General features: G+C 63.8%; 19 protein-coding genes and 1 pseudogene. 2 read left to right on the top strand and 18 right to left on the bottom strand.

Going from position 1 to position 16,692, the window contains the following annotated elements; translation table 11 throughout:
* The 3 genes and pseudogenes from ACPYOG_RS01585 to ACPYOG_RS01575 all read right to left on the bottom strand — a co-directional run.
* Positions 1-1,053, bottom strand: a 1,053-nt coding sequence (locus ACPYOG_RS01585; protein WP_481292505.1) for an alkene reductase, incomplete at its 3' end; no start/stop codon positions are given.
* 107 nt (positions 1,054-1,160) lie between these two features.
* Positions 1,161-2,519, bottom strand: coding sequence for a DNA-processing protein DprA (dprA, locus tag ACPYOG_RS01580; protein WP_481292502.1), 1,359 nt, complete (start codon positions 2,517-2,519; stop codon positions 1,161-1,163).
* A pseudogene (locus ACPYOG_RS01575) lies at positions 2,516-3,130 on the bottom strand (ATP-binding protein); the annotation flags it as partial. The gene dprA and the pseudogene ACPYOG_RS01575, both read right to left, overlap by 4 nt.
* 49 nt (positions 3,131-3,179) lie before the next feature.
* On the opposite strand from ACPYOG_RS01575, the gene ACPYOG_RS01570 reads away from it, so the two are divergent.
* The gene (locus tag ACPYOG_RS01570) at positions 3,180-4,718 is read left to right on the top strand and encodes a recombinase family protein (RefSeq protein ID WP_481292501.1); all 1,539 of its coding nucleotides are present in this window, start codon (positions 3,180-3,182) and stop codon (positions 4,716-4,718) included.
* A 2-nt stretch (positions 4,719-4,720) separates the two neighbouring features.
* Here the strand turns inward: ACPYOG_RS01570 and ACPYOG_RS01565 are convergent, their stop codons facing one another.
* On the bottom strand, positions 4,721-5,344 hold the full coding sequence (locus tag ACPYOG_RS01565; RefSeq protein ID WP_481292500.1) for a DUF4145 domain-containing protein: 624 nt from the start codon (positions 5,342-5,344) through the stop codon (positions 4,721-4,723).
* A gap of 87 nt (positions 5,345-5,431) precedes the next feature.
* On the opposite strand from ACPYOG_RS01565, the gene ACPYOG_RS01560 reads away from it, so the two are divergent.
* Entirely contained in the window at positions 5,432-6,223 is a 792-nt protein-coding gene (locus ACPYOG_RS01560) for a hypothetical protein (RefSeq protein WP_481292499.1), read from the top strand.
* Positions 6,224-6,300: 77 nt separating this feature from the next.
* Here ACPYOG_RS01560 and ACPYOG_RS01555 read toward each other — a convergent pair whose 3' ends face one another.
* From ACPYOG_RS01555 to ACPYOG_RS01490, 14 genes are all read right to left on the bottom strand, one after another.
* The gene (locus ACPYOG_RS01555) at positions 6,301-7,236 is read right to left on the bottom strand and encodes an arsenate reductase/protein-tyrosine-phosphatase family protein (protein ID WP_481292498.1); all 936 of its coding nucleotides are present in this window, start codon (positions 7,234-7,236) and stop codon (positions 6,301-6,303) included.
* Complete coding sequence (locus tag ACPYOG_RS01550; RefSeq protein WP_481292497.1) at positions 7,236-7,676, bottom strand: hypothetical protein; 441 nt, start codon at positions 7,674-7,676, stop codon at positions 7,236-7,238. Before ACPYOG_RS01550 ends, ACPYOG_RS01555 begins: the two co-directional genes overlap by 1 nt.
* 41 nt (positions 7,677-7,717) lie before the next feature.
* Positions 7,718-8,416 (bottom strand): recombinase family protein, encoded by a 699-nt coding sequence (locus ACPYOG_RS01545; RefSeq protein ID WP_481292496.1) that lies wholly within the window; start codon positions 8,414-8,416, stop codon positions 7,718-7,720.
* Between the two features lie 353 nt (positions 8,417-8,769).
* Positions 8,770-9,066, bottom strand: a complete 297-nt coding sequence (locus ACPYOG_RS01540) for a hypothetical protein (RefSeq protein ID WP_481292495.1) — start codon at positions 9,064-9,066, stop codon at positions 8,770-8,772.
* Between the two features lie 233 nt (positions 9,067-9,299).
* Complete coding sequence (locus ACPYOG_RS01535) at positions 9,300-10,385, bottom strand: AAA family ATPase (RefSeq protein ID WP_481292494.1); 1,086 nt, start codon at positions 10,383-10,385, stop codon at positions 9,300-9,302.
* Positions 10,382-11,425, bottom strand: coding sequence for a bifunctional DNA primase/polymerase (locus ACPYOG_RS01530; RefSeq protein ID WP_481292493.1), 1,044 nt, complete (start codon positions 11,423-11,425; stop codon positions 10,382-10,384). The genes ACPYOG_RS01535 and ACPYOG_RS01530 overlap by 4 nt, the downstream gene beginning before the upstream one ends.
* 96 nt (positions 11,426-11,521) lie before the next feature.
* Entirely contained in the window at positions 11,522-11,803 is a 282-nt protein-coding gene (locus tag ACPYOG_RS01525; protein WP_481292492.1) for a helix-turn-helix domain-containing protein, read from the bottom strand.
* Between the two features lie 284 nt (positions 11,804-12,087).
* A complete protein-coding gene (locus ACPYOG_RS01520) occupies positions 12,088-12,279 on the bottom strand; it encodes a hypothetical protein (RefSeq protein WP_481292491.1) in 192 nt (63 codons plus the stop codon).
* A gap of 178 nt (positions 12,280-12,457) precedes the next feature.
* Positions 12,458-12,970, bottom strand: coding sequence for an HGGxSTG domain-containing protein (locus tag ACPYOG_RS01515; protein WP_481292490.1), 513 nt, complete (start codon positions 12,968-12,970; stop codon positions 12,458-12,460).
* Positions 12,967-13,440 carry a hypothetical protein gene (locus ACPYOG_RS01510; protein ID WP_481292489.1) on the bottom strand — a complete coding sequence of 158 codons (474 nt, stop codon included), beginning with the start codon at positions 13,438-13,440 and terminating at the stop codon, positions 12,967-12,969. Before ACPYOG_RS01510 ends, ACPYOG_RS01515 begins: the two co-directional genes overlap by 4 nt.
* Before the next feature lie 151 nt (positions 13,441-13,591).
* The gene (locus ACPYOG_RS01505; RefSeq protein ID WP_481292488.1) at positions 13,592-14,731 is read right to left on the bottom strand and encodes a hypothetical protein; all 1,140 of its coding nucleotides are present in this window, start codon (positions 14,729-14,731) and stop codon (positions 13,592-13,594) included.
* 164 nt (positions 14,732-14,895) lie between these two features.
* Positions 14,896-15,861 carry an ATP-binding protein gene (locus ACPYOG_RS01500; protein WP_481292487.1) on the bottom strand — a complete coding sequence of 322 codons (966 nt, stop codon included), beginning with the start codon at positions 15,859-15,861 and terminating at the stop codon, positions 14,896-14,898.
* Complete coding sequence (locus ACPYOG_RS01495; protein WP_481292486.1) at positions 15,861-16,217, bottom strand: YraN family protein; 357 nt, start codon at positions 16,215-16,217, stop codon at positions 15,861-15,863. The genes ACPYOG_RS01500 and ACPYOG_RS01495 overlap by 1 nt, the downstream gene beginning before the upstream one ends.
* Before the next feature lie 119 nt (positions 16,218-16,336).
* Positions 16,337-16,660: a DUF2469 family protein gene (locus tag ACPYOG_RS01490; RefSeq protein ID WP_018190696.1), complete on the bottom strand. Its 324-nt coding sequence runs from the start codon at positions 16,658-16,660 to the stop codon at positions 16,337-16,339.
* Positions 16,661-16,692 lie beyond the last annotated feature (32 nt).

Here is a 16,692-nt window from a genome sequence, read left to right as displayed (position 1 = left end):
GTCCGTGTAGCCTTCTGCGCCGGCGCTATAAAACGTGGCCGGCTGGGGCTCGTTCTCGGGATGCGCACCCTTCCAGCGCTCCACCAGGTCCGGGTTCGCGATGGTGAGCCGGCCGACCGCGACGGCGTCAGCGTGCGCGCCTTCGACCAGAGCGATCGCCTCGTCCCGGGTGGTGAGACCGCCGAATCCGCTGTTGACGATGAACGGGCCGTTGAAACGCTCCCGCAGATCCTGCACGAGTTCGCCCGCCGGATCGGCGTGCAGAACGCTCACGTAGGCGAGACCCAACGGCGCGATCCCGTCGATGACAGCGTCGTAGGTCGCCTTCGCATCGTCGAAGTCCTCTTCGAGGGCGCCCTGGATGTTGTGCATGGGCGAGAGACGGATGCCCACCCGCCCGGCGCCGACCGCTTCCGCGACAGCGGTTGTCACTTCGACGACGAATCGGGCGCGGGCTTCCGGCGACTGCCCGTACGCATCCTCACGCTGATTCGAAGCCGGCGAGAGGAACTGGTGCAGAAGGTATCCGTTGGCGCCGTGCATCTCGACCCCATCGAGGCCCGCCGCGATGGCGTTCTTCGCCGCCGTCACGAATTGTTCGCGCACGGTCGCGAGCTCCTCGGTCGAGAGTGCGTGGGGCACCGGAAAGGCCACCTTGCCGTTCGGTCCGTGCGTCGAACCGTCGATGGCGATGGCACTCGGGGCGACGATGCGGTCGGTCCCCGTGATGTCGGTGTGCGATACACGACCGCCGTGCATGAGCTGCATGACGATGCGTCCACCCTTCGCGTGCACGGCGTCGGCGACCGCACGCCAGCCTTCGATCTGCTCCTCGGTGATGATCCCCGGCTGGCCCGGGTACGACCGGGACTCGTGACTCGGGTACGTGCCCTCGCTGATGATCATGCCGACGCTCGCCCGCTGCGCGTAGTGTTCGGCCACCAGCGGTCCTGGAACGCCGAACGCACCAGAGCGCCTCCGGGTCAGCGGCGCCATGACGACGCGGTTGGGCAGGTGCAGATCGCCGAGGGAGACGGGCGAGAACAAGTCCATGAAGAGGGTGCCTTTCGGATGCGGGACCGCGTGCGGCTGCAGCGCGACCTCTCGCGCCAACCGGGGGTGCACGGACGCTATTCCTCCTGGACTCTGTGTGACGCCCATCACGCTCGACTCCCTTCGCTCAGGACCCAGCCGCCGGCGCGCTCGCGGGCGCGACCCGCCAGGTCGAGCCTGCCGAGCACCGCCGCGACGATGGCGAAGGGAAGCTGGACCCGAGCCGCGATCTCGACGGCGCTGGCTCCGTGCGCACGGGACAGCGCGGTGACGACACTGCGCTCGGCGTCGGACGCCACGCCGCTCGAGGCGGCCGGCTGAGGATCCGGTGGAGCTGGATCGGGGCCGATGCCGAGCGGGTCTGCCAGCTCGGCCATCTCCTCGGTCGTCGTCACGCAGGTCGCCGCATACTCGCGGATCAGTCGGTGGCAACCGGCCGACGTGGGCGAGAGGATGCTCCCCGGAACCGCTCCGAGTGGGCGACCCAGCTGAGACGCATGGCCGGCGGTATTCAGCGATCCCGATCGACGGCCCGCCTCGACGACGACCGTCGCGTTCGCCGCGGCCGCGATGAGCCGATTGCGCATGAGGAATCGCCAGCGGGTCGGTGTGCTCCCCGGTGGAAGCTCTGCCGCCAACACTCCTTCTGCCGCAATGCGCTTCAGCAACTCACTGTTCCCCGCCGGATAGAGGCGATCGACCCCACCCGCCAGGAACGCCACGGTCAGTCCTCCGCTGAGGAGCGTGGCACGGTGTGCGGCCGCATCGATTCCGTACGCGCCTCCGGAGACCACCGCGAAGCCGCGATCGGCAAGTCCTGCTGCGCTCTCCATCGCGACGTGCTCCCCGTACTGCGACGAGGCCCGTGCACCGACGAGGGCTATCGACCGGTGCAGCCTCTCCAGCCGCTCCGCATCGCCGCGAATCCACAGCGCAAGCGGTGCTCCCTCCTCGAGGGATGCCATACCTTCCGGCCAGAATCGGTCCCCCGGGGCAAGGAGCTGCGCGCCGAGCCGGGCCGCCCGCTCCACGGCCCGGGCGGATTCACTCAGCGAAAGCCGCGGCCGCCATCGTGCCAGACACTGCGAGATCCGGCTCTCGGCAGCGCCGCGATCGCTCTGTGCGCTGGCGGTGACTTCGGAGGAATCTGCGATGTCGTGTTCCGCTGTCTCCGAATGCCTCCCCGCCAGTTCCAGAATCCGGCCACCGTCGTATCCGTCCACGATGGCGCGCACCAGGCCCACGGCGCCCAGCGACTCCACGAGCCGACCCGCATCGAGATCGCCCGGTTCGACTGCGGTCGTCAGTGCCGCCCGCGCGAAGCGTTCCAGCGCGACACCGCTGCTCTGTCCACTCGCCGGCTCCGAATCGTCGGTGTGTGTCACCGGTGCCAGCAAGCGGCCGAGTTCCCGATCGGAAAGTCCGGGCAGCGGGGTCGTGGCCCGGCGGCCGCACTCCTCGTTCATGAGGCGATCCCCCTTCTCAGGAAGAGCGCCCGGCCGACGTGGTCGACATCGGGCGAGACAGCAGCGTCCAGATCGGCGAGCGTCCACGCCAGCCGGAGCGTACGGTCATACCCGCGCATCGTGATCCCACCGCGTTCGAGCGCACGGTCGAGCGGCGCGATCGCGGCGGCACTCAGCCGGCGCTTACCCGCGCGCAACCAGCTCCCCGCCACATCGGCATTGCGCGTCCACTCGGTGCCGCGCAACCGATCGGCCGCCCGGACGCGGGCAGCCTCCACGCGTTCCCGCAGCTCGCGGCTGGTCCGACCGGACGATGGCTGCCCCGAGGCTGACCGCAAGGCGGCCAGTCCGAGCCGGCGTACCGACAGGCGGATGTCGACCCGGTCCAGGAGCGGTCCGGACATCCTCGCCAGGTAGCGCCTGCGGGAGATCGGCGAACACGTGCATTCCGCGTCCATGGAGCCGTAGTGGCCGCACGGACAGGGATTCGACGCGAGGATGAGCTGGAACCGTGCCGGGAAGGATGCCGCTCCGCTCGCCCGGTGGATGGTGATGCTTCCGTTCTCGAGCGGTTGACGCAGCGCGTCGAGAACGGATGGCGGGAACTCCGCCGCCTCGGCGAGGGATCAAAGAATCACCCTTGTAGTGATATTGTCAACTATGGATCAATCTCCAAAGCGCGCTGCACTCTACCTCCGGCAGTCACTCGACCGTGCCGAGGGTATCGAAGCCCAGCGCAAGCGCACGACAGACCTCGCGAACGCGAAGAGTTGGCCGATCGTCGCGACCTTCCAGGACAATGAGGTCCGCGCATCCGGCACGCGAGGCGAGGGCACCGGCTGGCACGACATGCTGAGCCGAGTGGGCAAAGACTTCGAGGTCATCGTGGCCGTAGACCTCGACCGACTCGTTCGATCTACCAAAGACCTCAACAAGCTGATCGACCTCGGTGCGCAGGTCGTTACCGTCGATGGCGAGATTGACCTCACATCGGCCGATGGTGAGTTCCGAGCCACGATGATCGCTGGCATCGGCCGGTTTGAGGCGCGCCGCGCAAGCGAACGCCAGAAGCGCCACAAGGCCTCAAAGGCTGAGCGAGGCGAATGGCACGGTGGGATTCCGCCGTTCGGTTACCGAGCTGATAGTGGTTCCCTGGTGCCCGAGCCTACCGAGGTCAAACTGATCAAGGAAGCGACGCGACGCTTACTCACTCTGCGCGAGCCAATGCACGCCATCATCACCGACTGGAACAACAATGGCATTCAGACCCGGCAAGCCAAGCACTGGCGCCAGGCCAACCTCCGCTCGATCATGCTCAATCGCTCGATGCTTGGAGAGACAAAGGCAGGCGTGCAGGGCTGGAAGCCGATCGTCGACGCGGAGACGTTCGATCGGGTCACGGCGCTCCTGTTAGACCCATCCCGGAAGGTCACCCACTCCCCTGGCGCGCGAGGTGGCAAGTACTCGATGGGCGGCGGCCTCACCGTCTGCGCCAAGTGCGGAAAGCCACTGGTCGCCAACATCAAGGCGACCAGCGCTGGCAAAGTGCCCGTGCTCGCCTGCCTCGCCCGAGTGCATGGGCCGAGTTCCTTCCATCCACGCGTCGAACGTGAGGTCACCAGGAATGGCGAGAAGGTACAGGTCATGCAGGACACTGGCCGGGTGACTATCGGACACGACCGCCTTGAGGATTACGTGTTCGAGCAAGCAATCGCTCGCATCAACGACACGGAGTACTGGCAGAAGCGCAAAGCCGAGCAAGATCCGAAGGCTGAAGAGAAGATCGCCGCCCTCAATGATCAGCGTGAGCGCCTCGCTGCACGTCGCTCACGCGTAATAGAGATGTATGAGGACGGCGACCTGTCCCGGGCGGAACGTCGATCCCGCTTGGGCGACATAGAAGCACAGTCCGACAAGATCGCGAAAGACATTCAAGCCCTCGTTGGAAGGCCAAACCTCGACGCCGTGCTCGGGCTTCGGGATCGCCGCCTGACCAACTGGCGGAAAGCTACCCCAGGTGAGCGCCGAGCCATTCTCTCGGCAGTCATCGAGCGCGTTGTCGTTGACGAATGGCCTGCTGGCGTTGCCCGCCGTCGCCCACCCAGGAAGAACGAGTCAGCGAAGGACTACGCCGCCGCACGCGATGCGAGCCTGCGCGAGGCGGTCGCTGCACGCGTGACAATCGAATGGCGGGAATGACCCTAGGGAGTTGCGCGCTTTGCTTTCACCCTGGCCGTCCGAGCCGGGCCTTGATAAACCTCGTTCAGCACCTCGTCCATCAGTGCCAACACATCGGCCGCATCCTCAGTGTTTGGTACATCGCTGATGTCGCCGTGAGCCATGTCGTTCCCCATGTGACGAATCTCGTGAGCTGCTTCTTTTGTGCTGTCGCGGATCAGCGAGGCGCCAGCCATGTCATCAATCTTTTGGACGAGGTTGCCCTTTGTAATGCCCTTGTCCTTGGCCGTGGCTTCTACGACCGTGCGCGCCATCAGAATTGCAGCCATAACAGCATTGATGCTGGCCGCCGAGTGCGCTTCCTTTGCCGCCGCAGCTATCTCGGTGGGCACATCTTCAAACTCAGGCGACTCTCCGGACGCTGGATACCACGTCAAGTTGGTTGTCAGGTTGAAGCTGCCACCGGCGGAACCGGACGAGGGGAAGCTGTCCGACACCCCGAGGCTCGCCCTTCCGCAGTTGTCGCACAATGCTGCGCCTTGCAGGAGCACCGTTTTGACTGTTCCCTCACCTATTGAGCGGAGTTCCGCCCACTGAACGGTCATGTGAGAGTGCCGTTCACAAAACGGACAGTGCGTGGAAGTCATGACGAAATCATGGCACCTTCCCATGACACTGGTGGTAATAGCGCTCGGCGACCACCTCACGGTATGGCCGTTCGGTATTGTTCGAGCGTGAGCGAGAGTGAGCCATCGAAGCGACGCCTAGGCACTGGCTGGGAGATAGTCCTTGGTGCCATCGTGGGTGCCGTTCTCGGCTGGCCCATCAACAGGGCGCTGGATGGCTGGGCAAACGAGAGCAAATTGCCCGCAATCGTCTACTTCCTCGGTTACGTCATCGGGATTGCGTTCGTTCTATTGGTGATGACCTTTTTCATCAAGCGTTGGCGACGCGCGATCTGGGGCCCAGTCGGGCGCGGCTTGAAATGGCTGTGGTCGTGGCATCCGGTAAGTGCGCGGCGCTTGGAGGCCTCGCAGGAGTTGGATCGCCTCCGGATCCTCCTGGAGCTGCCGACGACCATCCGAAAGGTGATCAGTGACGATAAGGAGTCACACGATCAGATGATGGAGGTCATGGAGCGGATAGTCGAGCAGCGCCTCGAAGCTAGGCGCGGCAAAGCTGAGACATCCGCCCCCGAAACGCCACAGCCTCCGCTTCCACGTCCCCGATGGACAGTCCGAATGGACAAAGGCACCTTCACAGACTTTCGCCTCATCAATGCCGTGCCGAGAAGCATCGCTCGCGAAGTACGCATCGAGGGCGACATGGATTGCAGGATTACCAGCGCGGGAGCCTGGGAGGACCTGTCGGGCGAAAACAGCGGCGCCTTCTCCGGGGACCTCTCGCAGAATGCGGCCGAGGCGGGTGTGTCATTCACCATCTATTGGTATGACGAAACAGGTGCAATGCGGGACGATCGGTATTTCCTCGCAGGCCACGAGATTGCGTACGCCCAGCCGTTCTGACCGCCTGTCTGTATAGGATCCACAGACGCAAAAAGGGAACCGCTGATATCGACTACCGACCAGGTGCCCTCGGTGCATCAGTGGGCGTGCTGGGGCCTACGCGAGCGCGTGTAGGCCAATTCCTCCAGTAACTCGTGACATGCGCCGTCAATGATCTGGAAGACGGCTTCGTAGTCTTCTGTCGAACCGCCCCAAGGATTCGGAATGTCCTCGCCTGCGAGCAAGTGCAGGCGGCTTCGCTCCTCGTCGTTGCGAGCGAAGTTCCGCAGAGTCCGGGCCACAGATTCGTCACTCGCGAGCACCAGGTCGCATGCGTCGAACCAGCTAGGCCAGAAACGGCGTGACGAGTGCGTCAAGTTCGTGTAGCCATGCCCTCGCATTACTTCTGCCGAGCGGGGATAGAGCGGCTGACCTTGCATCGCGCCGATTCCCGCGGAGGTAACTCGGATGCGATCAGACAAGCCGGCCTCTTTGACGAGGTTGTAGAAGATGATTTCAGCGGTTGGCGACCGGCAGATGTTGCCGTAGCAGACGAAGCAGACGCTCATTGTCTTTGGCACTGGCGCAATCGCCTCGCGCAGTGCTGGCCACGCAGCGGCGAAGCTAGGATGCAGCTTGCCTCCGGCGACAACTTCGAGCGGCACCCATTCGAGAGCACTCGATTCCCAGTCTGAAACACGAGCCTCGACCGAGCCGACAGTCTCGGCGATGACGGTTGTGTAGGACCACCAGCCGAGGTCGGCAACATGCTCCGAGATGATCGAGACAGCGTCGCGTTCGATGCCGGCCTCTTCTCGCGCCTCGCGAAGCGCGGCATCGACCGCGGACTCGTTAGCACGGCGAACGCCGCCAGGTATGGACCACGTGCCACCGTTCTGGATGAGTGCGGATCGGCGTTGAAGCAGCACGCCGTGCTCCGGGTCGTGCAACAGAAGGCCGGCTGCACCGTATCTCCCCCACCTAACCTCACCGTTGGGACCGCGCACCCAGCCGTCGCCGCTATCGCTGCCCATCAGAACTCCCGGACAATGTCGAGGCCGGTCGTGTCGATCAAGAGCTCCGGTGCCATGGTGGGCAGTTCGTCCGGGTCGTAGTAGAGCACGGCACTGAGCGGCACCCTGTCGATGCGCCACACTTGGCCGTCTGGAACGACATTTGCGAAGGCTTGGGCGTAGCTCCGCTTCGGCGTCCAAGAAAGCCCGTTCTTGTGGTCCTCCCGTTGCGTTCCGCGCCAGAGGGTGATCACGTGTTCGGCACTTGGACGGCGCTTGAACATATGGCCGTCCGGTCCGACCAAAGCGCGGAACCGCGCTACCCACTCGTCACGTGACGCGAGGGTGAGCGCTCTGGTGGTCGGTGACCAGCTCGCGTGATAGTCGTACACAAGCGCGAGTAGGTCGTCACCCTTCAGTCGCATCGCGGCCGACACGACACTCGGCATGACCTCGCTCACCGTTTGTGCCGGTCTGCTCGGTGTGGCTAGGTGCCTGCCGCTCATGACTGCACCGGTTGGCTGATCTTCGCCGTCGAGCACACCTTCGCGAGGTTCTGTCGGGACCAGGCACGGCCTGACCGGGTGAGATGGCCCTCGTTGTTGAGGACCGTTGCTGCGGCATCGAAGGACATACCGTCGCGGCCGACCAATTCATCGATGCGGCGAAGAACCCTCTGTTCCTCGCGGTCGGGCCCGTCCTTCGTGTACCCGAACCGGTACTGCCCTTCGGCCTTCCCACCACCGGCCTTCTTCTTGCGACGCCCAGCCATCATGCGTGCGGTGATCATCGACCTGTCCAGCTGGGCGACTGCACCCAACACCTGGCGAATGAAGGTACGCATTGGGTCGTCGGGATCGTCGGCCAGGATCACGCCGTAGTTGGCGGCGTACACCACTGCACCTACCGTCCATGCCCTGTTCAGTAGTGCCTCTTGTACCGTCAAGGTGCGGGCAAGCCTGTCTATCGAGGCGAAGACCACAACGTCGGCGTCACCTTCCTCGATCATCACCAACGCCTGTGCGTACTGAGGTCGCTCGTCGGTCTTGCCCGTGGTTGCTGCCTCGTGCAGCACAGCGACTACCTCCATGCCCATCTGCGCGGCGTAGGCACGACACTGGTCCTCCTGCACCTTCGGTCCTTGCCGGTCTACCTGACTCTCGGTTGAGGTCCGCAGGTAGACCACGGCACGTTGCCTCATGGCCCCTCCTTCGATCGTTCGAAGATATGTTCGATAGTTCAATTATCGAACTCCATGCAAACGTATGCAACCGTTTTGGGCAAAGCGGTTTCGAAGCCCTATATGACCCTCTGACGCGCCTGACGGTCTAGCGATATCGACACCCGACCTCGACCTAACGTCGCCTCAGTGGGCTGCCTGATGCCTACCCGGGTACAGCGCAGCCCGACCTCAACAGGCACTGTGACGTACCAGGTCGAAGCCGGGCTTCAAATTTTCACGCCGCTTTTGCGCGTCTCGCACTGTCAAACGAACACCCCAACGCGAACGACGCGAGCTGTCATTCAAGGGTTAGTCGTCCATGGGTTCAGTCGTCAGCTGAGGTACTGATGCAGCGGTGAGTCGCAGCCCTCCCTCTCACACGTCGATGCCTCCTGGTAGAAGTGACCCTCATCGAGGATCGTCGTTACAGCGTCGAGGATCTGCGTGGCCGCCAGGTATTGGCGTGCTTCGATGCACTCCCAGACGGACGGTAGCTCCAGGTCGTGCGTCTCGCGCAGCGTTTCGGCACGGACCATCAGGTCAAGCCAATCTCGCATCGAGGGACCGGCCGGAGCGAGCGGACGAGCTGGGGTGGTGCCTGTTCTTCGCGAGGTGAGTGTGGTGGTCATGTTCTTCCCTTTCGTTTGGTGCTGGTTCTCTGGTGGTGGTTCTGTGGTGGTTCTGGGCCGACTGGCCCTAGAACCAGTTCCCATGGCTTCGCAGGAGGTGGTTCTGGGAGGTGGTTCTGTGGTTCCCCTAGAGGGAAACCCTTCAGAACCACCTCCAGAACCACCCCCTCAGCGCTAAGCCCGCTGGTCCTAGAACCACCACCAAGTGGTCCTAGAACCACCTAGAACCACCGTCAATCGGTGTCTTGGACTGCCCATTGGCGGCCCGCGTCAGTGACCTCCGTCCCTGTTGTGCGACCTCGCGAGTCGGTCTGGAGTTCCAGGTAGCCGAGCGAGGCGAGCGTTTCCCGCAACTGGGTGAATGTCTCGTGGCCGATCTCCAATTCCTTCTTGAGCTTGTTCGCCGACGCTCGGGGATCGGCGATCATCGCGAGAAGCAGGATGCGCGCCGCACCGTTCACATCCCCGAAGTGCGCCGTTGCCGCGGCTGCGATCGGCTCCACCTTCTGGACGTAGACGCTGTGGCCGGATGAGACCGTCTGGAAGGTGATCGGCTCGAACTTGGCCGCGAACTTCTGTTTGACGTTCGTGATCTTCATGTTGTCCACCTGCATCACCACGTCCAGCGCCTGCCTTTGACGAGACGAACCCCGTTCTCGCGACTTGTCCCATCCGGTGTGATGGACCAGGCCGACCGCTGCACCGGTTGCATGGGCGATGCGCTGGATCGCTCGCTTGACGACCGTGAAGTCCTTGGCACGGTCTTCGTCCCCGTTCGGCATGTGGTCGGCCTGGGTGTCGAACACGATCAGCCGCCACTCGGTGTCGGGGAAATGCTCGGCGCGGTACGCGGCCAGGTCTTCGATGATGGTGTCGATGTCAGCCTCGCTCATCACGTCGAGCTGTTCCTCAACGGACCACACAACGTGCTCGTCGGATGACTCCCGGTGCCCGATCCGCCAAGCGTCTATCCGTTGGCCGGCGTCTGCACCTCCCTCCCCCAGGATCAGGGCGACCGCTCCCGGTGCCAATACCTCGTGGCCCATGAACGGCACGTTGTTGGCGATCGACATCGCGAGGTCGAGGACGATGAAGGACTTGTACGAGCCTGTCTCACCGAACATCTGGAACAAGGCACCTTCAGGCATCACGCCCTCTACCAGGAACGGCACTTCCGGGCGTTCGCGCAGATGCGCGGATGTTGTCAGGTTGAGCCTGGGCCGCTCAGACTCGCTTGCCGAAACGGCGCTACCCATCTTTCGAGCCGCTTCTTCGGCAAGCCACCGGATGGCACTGGGCGTTGGCTCTGCGTCGCTCATGCTCGGTCCTCCCGCCCGCGGCTGTGTGTGAAGTCCGACGCATTCCGTCGGCGCAAGCGCCTCACGGGCTTCTCGACGTCGGTTCCGACCCACGATGAGAGCGTGCAGAGGTTCGCTTCGTACTCAGAACTCACGAACTCATACGCGCTCCGCACGCACTTCTCGGCGTGAGGCCAAGGGAACGTGTCATGCCCGGGTGTCGCCTCCCAGATGACGTATGCGAGCGCCCACACCTGTGCCTCTGCATCAGCATCGAGGCCGAGCTTCGACCACCAGCGACAGGCAAGCCGGTGCATGAAGTCGTCGCGAGCGCCCATCGGAAGCCCGTCACGCATCGCGACTTCTTCGGATGGGAGGTCGGCACCTGGCGACGGCGACCCTCCCCCGACGCCGGTCCGAGGGGTTCTCCACTGGCGAATTGCCTGAAGCAACTGTTCGGGCGCGAAGGGGATGTCTCTCAAATCACCGCGTAGCAGCTTGTAGGTGCGCTCTCCGTCGGTTCCCTCGCGCACGGTGCCCGGTGCAGCGACCTGATGACCACCGTCAGCCTTCACATCGAGGTGCGGCATCCACGGCACCTTGCTGTCGAGACGCCCCTTATACCGGAAGTACAAGTGCGCGCCGGAGTACGTTTGTACGAGCGGGAGGTTACTGAGGTCGATCCCGAGGTGCTCTTCGACGTCGATGAGCGAAAGATAGCCACGCTGGTCCCACGGATCGATGTAGTCACCGGCGCTGTCCTTCGGCATCTTGCAGTCGATGTCGAGTACCCCGAGGCCGTCGCCTGTCAGAACGCCAAAGTTGCAGCCGCGGATTTCCTCCCGCCAGTCACGCCACTGGTCAGGGTCGGCACTCGCTCGGCGCTGCCATTCCTTGATCGCCGGTCGGTTGGTGCCCCGGATGAGAGGCAGAAACCGTAGCGGTTTACTCTCGAACATACGTTCGATACCATCGCTATTGCGAAGTGGTGCTCGTGTTTTCTCTCCGGGGCCGTCCTGATACTTGCTGGTCGGGGCGGCCCTTTCCTCATGCGGCGTCATTGTCGTCAACCTCCAGCGCGTCGAGAACCGCGATCAATCGGTCGATGGCGTGGTCGGGCAATTGGGCAGTCGACGCCGGCCGTTGCATGCCCGACATCACTCGCCCGCTTCCGAGTCGGCCTTCTTGGGGCGGCCGACCGGCGGTGGCCAGTTGTCGACGTAGGCCAACATCTCTGGGTCGAACATGACCTGGTACGGCATGTCATTGCAGATCTTGCTGAACATCCGCAACTCGTCAGGGGTGGGATACGTGAGGCCCTTGATGATGTTCCGCACATGGATGACGGACGTCCCCATGGCGTCGGCAGCCTGTTGCTGCGTGACATCGTTGAGCTTGAGAAACCGCGCTACTTTTTGGCGCGTTCGCGGGAGTGCCACTGTTGGAGTCCTTTGGACCAGGACGCATGAGCGTCAACCAATCCGCGGTACTTCGGCCCTCGGTATGCTTTCTCTCCGAGCAGTTTTGCCTGGTGCCGTATTCGTCGGCCCTCCAGCGGTACTGTCGCGCGATGCGCGAACAGTTATTGATATTGTATCTGCCAAGATACTTTTTGGCGAACCTTTGGCGGAATTCGCATCTGAGGCGCTGGGCGATCAAGCGATATCGACAATCGAACTCGCGAGGTAAGCGCCTCAGATTCGCCCAGGACGCTTCTCCGGGGTCAGTCCTCGCTCGTCCCCGACTGATCGCGCGCGTAGGCGTCGGCGTCGCCCAACGTGCGGAAGACTTCGCACAGGCATTCGCGCATGGCATGCGGGGCGTTCGGGCAACCGGGTGAGGTTGCAACGTGGTTGACCCGGCCGTTGGTCGATGTGATGGTCCGGTGCCGCCATGTTGCAAGGTCGTCGGTCATGCGACGCGCGGCTTTCGCGGCTGCTGGTCGTTTGACGTGTCGGGCCGGAGGTAGCGATCCTCGAGGTTGCGTCGGGTGGCACTGGGCGGTGCCGACTTATCAGCCAGCGGTTTCCATGCTGGATTGCGGTCCGGTGAGAACTCGGACTCTGGCGGTCTCTCGTTGCCCATGTTGGTTCCTACTTGCGCCGCGGTGGATTGGCTGACCCGCGGACAATTGGCGTGTCGAAGCTGAGAACGTTGCTGAGGTCTGTCGGCTCGAACTCTTCGACCACTTCGGCTTCTTCAAGTTCTCCCATCGTTGGCTGCGCAGGCGTGACCCCCTCCGCCTGTTCAAGCACCCAGTCGGGTACACCGCGATTGACCTGCGTGACGTTGGTTGTGACTTGCTGAAGAACGACGGCCCACGGTGGCGTCTCGACCTGGACGTGGGAGTTCTTGCCGAAGCCAGGGACGCGATCAAGGATGGCGACTGCCGTCTTGACCTTTAGAGCGTCATCGGTGTTCTCGTCCAGCATGATGTCCCGGAGCGTGATGATCGCGGGTAGCGCCGTCTGATCCAGCAGGCGCGCAGCCTTCGCCTTGGCTTGCTTCGATGCACCACCATGCGTTCGGCAGACGGTTTGCCCGTTCATGGCGTGCTTCTTGCACTGCTCGCCCGAGCGGGTCGACCTAGCGTGGCACTGTGTCATTGGGACACCGCCCTCTTCTCCAAGATGTAGTAGTCGGCGCAGGTGCCACAGAGGTCGACCTGGACGACGTGCTCACCACAGGGCACCCAGAAGGGAACCGTTTGGCTCGTAGGTATCCGGCAGGCGCAGCAGTAGCGCTGCGGGAAGTTGTCCTTGACCGGTGCCGACCCGACTCGCGTATGCTCCGCCGAACCGTCCTTGGCGAACCCTGGGCGAAGGCGAATCACCGGCACGGTGCCCTGCACTTCGATGTCGCGGTCGACACAGCTGAGTGCGGTGTGGATGCACGCCTGGATGTTCTCATTCAGCCGCAAGACGCTGTTCTCTCGCGGCGCGAGACTCCGGGCCTCGCGGAACGCGGCCTCGGCTTGGTCAGCTTCGGGAGTGTTCCAGCTCGATGCGTCGATTGACGCGTGCAACGCCGCACTCTGGCGCGCGAGTTCGGCGGCATCGGAATTCGTGTCTGACATGGTCTTGCCCTCCAGTCCTTTGCCCCGAGTGGATTGATTGAAGGGGCGTCGCCGCGGGGGCAAGCGCGCGACGACGCCCCGGAGTTGGGCGGCTTAGGCGAAAGGGGTGAGACATGCCCAGGCTGAGCAAGCTCCGGAGCCGCCCGGTTTGTTACGGCCAGACAGGAGCGACGTAGCTTCCGGAGACCTTGATCTGCATGACGGCTGCGGCACCGCGGTTGCGAACACCGACACCGAAGCCCCGCTCGTAGTTCGACTCGATCAGCGGGTAGTACCCCCGGCCGGGCAGAAGGCGAAGACCCTGGCTCTCAGCCTTCGGGTGCTGCCGGAAGGCAACCGGGTTGCGGGGGCTGTTCGCTCCGGCGGTGCCGAGCGCGAGCACGTAGCCAGCGGGGATGTAGTACGACTCGAAGATCCATGCGTCGCCGTAGCTGCCGATGAGCGGGATGCCGTTGAAGTCGGCAGGTGCCTGGTCTCCGACGATCGACTGATCGGTGAGGTAGGCGGGCGCAGTCACGGACGGGATGAAGTCGAAAGGCGCAGTGGCGGCGTTGGCCGGGTCACGGCGCAGACCGCGGATGACCGCGCCTTCCTGGGGGTTCACCATCACGATAACGCGCTCGCCGTTGACCGGCAGGCCGTAGCCGTGGTGCTGGATGTGCTCGGTGAGGTCGCGAAGATCGCCGCCGTCGACAGTCGCAGCGCCGGACACGAGGTAGTGGTTGTGTCCTGCGCTGAAGGTGCGGCCTGCGAAGGTCGGCGGAGTGTCATCGCTCTGGCCCGAGTACAGCGAGTAGATCTGCACGCCATTCTCGTTCACGTCGCGATTGCCGAGGACGCTCGGTGTGGTGAGCGCCGACAACGTCTTGCGGAACAGGAGGCGGTTGTCGGCCTCCAGCGCAGCGCTGTGGTTCACATCGACCTGCGCCTGGTTGGCATCGCGCAGGAACTTGCGCGTGTATCGAGTGGCGGTGTCGTACCACTCAAGCGGGAACCCGACGAGGTAGCCCTCGGGCGCGGCACGGCCGGCCTTGCCCACACCGAACGCGGATGCCAGCTCCAGGTCGAAGCTCCCGCCGTCGAGAGGCAGGGTGTCCTGCGCATCGACGGTGTCGAAGGTGAAGAGCCGCGAAATCAGGTTGCGGTTCTGGTTGTTGACGGTCAGCGACGCCTGATATTCACTCCAGATGGAGTTCAGGTTGACGCCGTCGATCGTCTGGGTGAGTGCATCAGCACCCACGTTGAAGCCGCGGTCGGCTCCGGTGATGTCGCGGAACAGGGTGACGTTCACGGCAACTCCTAACGGTCAAGTGACGAGAGGCGCGACCGCTGGTCTGCGCTGGGTCAACCTGACTTGCGGAGTGAAGCAAGAATGCTCTAGAACTCGACGCTCGCAGGCTGACAATTGCCACTGGCAATTGCCGCGATTGATTCAATTGGTATCACATTCGATACTCAGATGCACCCAAATACAAGGGTTACTTTTTGCACCTTCGACTCGTCGAGGAAGAGAACGCCGTGCGTCGCCCGGACGATCGCTCCAGGCTTTATCCGCCCGCTCCCCCCGCCGATCAGCGACACCGCCGAGGCCGTGTGATGCGGAGCCTCGAAGGGCGGCCGGCGCACCAGCTCGGCGCCCACACCGAGGCCTGCGAGCGAGCGGATGCAGGTCGCCTCCAACGCCTCGGCTCCAACAAGGTCGGGAAGGAGCGACGGCAGTCGCCGGGCGAGCATCGTCTTGCCTGCGCCGGGCGGTCCGACCATGGACAGATGGTGCCCGCCGGCCGCTGCGGCGACCAGAGCCTCCACCGCTTCGTCGTTTCCGCTGACCTCGGCCATGTCCGGCTCCGCCGCTCGCCGCAGATCGGCAGTCGCCGGCATCACCGGCTCCTCGTCGACCGGGTCGAGCTGTGCCCCGTGGAGGATCGCCGCCGCCCGGAGACCCGTCACCCCCACTACCTCGATCCCGTCGACGAGACGAGCCTCCTCGGCGTTCCCGGCCGGCACCACGACGCGGTCGAATCCGGCCTCGCGCGCGGCGAGCACAGCGGGAAGCACACCGGGGACGGGTCTCAGCCTCCCGTCCAACCCGAGCTCACCCAGATGAACAGCGCGTGCGGCGGACTCCCCCGGCACGGCCCCGGCCGCCGAGAGAGCAGCGATGGCGATCGCCAGATCGAAGCTGGAACCCTGCTTGGGGAGCGCAGCAGGCGACAGATTGACCGTCAGCTTCTTCTGCGTCAGCGAACACCCCGCGTTCACGGCCGCCGCCCCTACGCGCTTACGGGATTCGCCGAGAGCCGTGTCCGGGAGACCGATCAGCACGAAGGTCGGCAACCCGGCCGAGATGTCGGCTTCGACCTCCACGACGTGGCCTCTGACCCCGTCGAGGGCGATGGCGAAGGTACGTGCGAGGGCCATCAGACGATCCCTTTGAGGTGCTCGACCACTGGCCGGTCGGTCCAGGCATCGGTCACCGCGATCGCGTCGATGCGCACGTCGACCGATCCCGGCCCTCGCTCATGGCACCACGCTGCCGCCAGACGGCGAAGCCGGGCAGCCTTCTCGGCGGTGATGGCCTCGAATGGATGGCCGAACGCCAACGACGACCGCGTCTTCACCTCCGCGAACACCATCGTGCATCCGTCGCGCAGCACGAGGTCGAGTTCGCCCGAAGGGCAACGCCAGTTGCGGTCGATGAGGGCGTACCCCCGCTGTTGGAGCCAGTCGGCCGCAACCTGCTCGCCGCGCCGGCCCAATTCGTCTTTCAGTGCCATGTTTTCCTCCTCCTCCAGCCTGGAGGAGCGGAGAAAACGGGAAGCACGGAGTCACGAATCTGTGGAGAACCACCGATCGCCCGTGGACTGTGAGCAGATCACAGATCACCGAGCACAGATCACTCGTCGAGCGCGAGCTCCTTGGGCAGCTCGAACTCCTTGGAGGAGAGCTCCTCGATGTTGACGTCCTTGAACGTCAGGACCCGGACGGACTTCACGAAACGGTCGGCGCGGTAGACATCCCACACCCAGACATCGTTCATCGTCAGCTCGAAGTAGAAGTCGTGCTCGGTGTCGCGGCGCACGAACTCCACCTCGTTCGCCAGATAGAAACGGCGTTCCGTCTCGATCACATACTTGAATTGCGAGACGACGTCCCGGTACTCGCGATACAAAGCCAACTCGACCTCACGGTCGTAGTCGTCGAACTCGTCCTCATCCATTGTTCGTCAAGTCTATGCCGTAAGCGCGACGA

This window comes from Leifsonia sp. HAY1-4F (assembly GCF_056755275.1).
The sequence above is the reverse complement of the archived record's forward strand: the minus strand, read 5'-3'. Positions and strand labels throughout refer to the sequence as shown.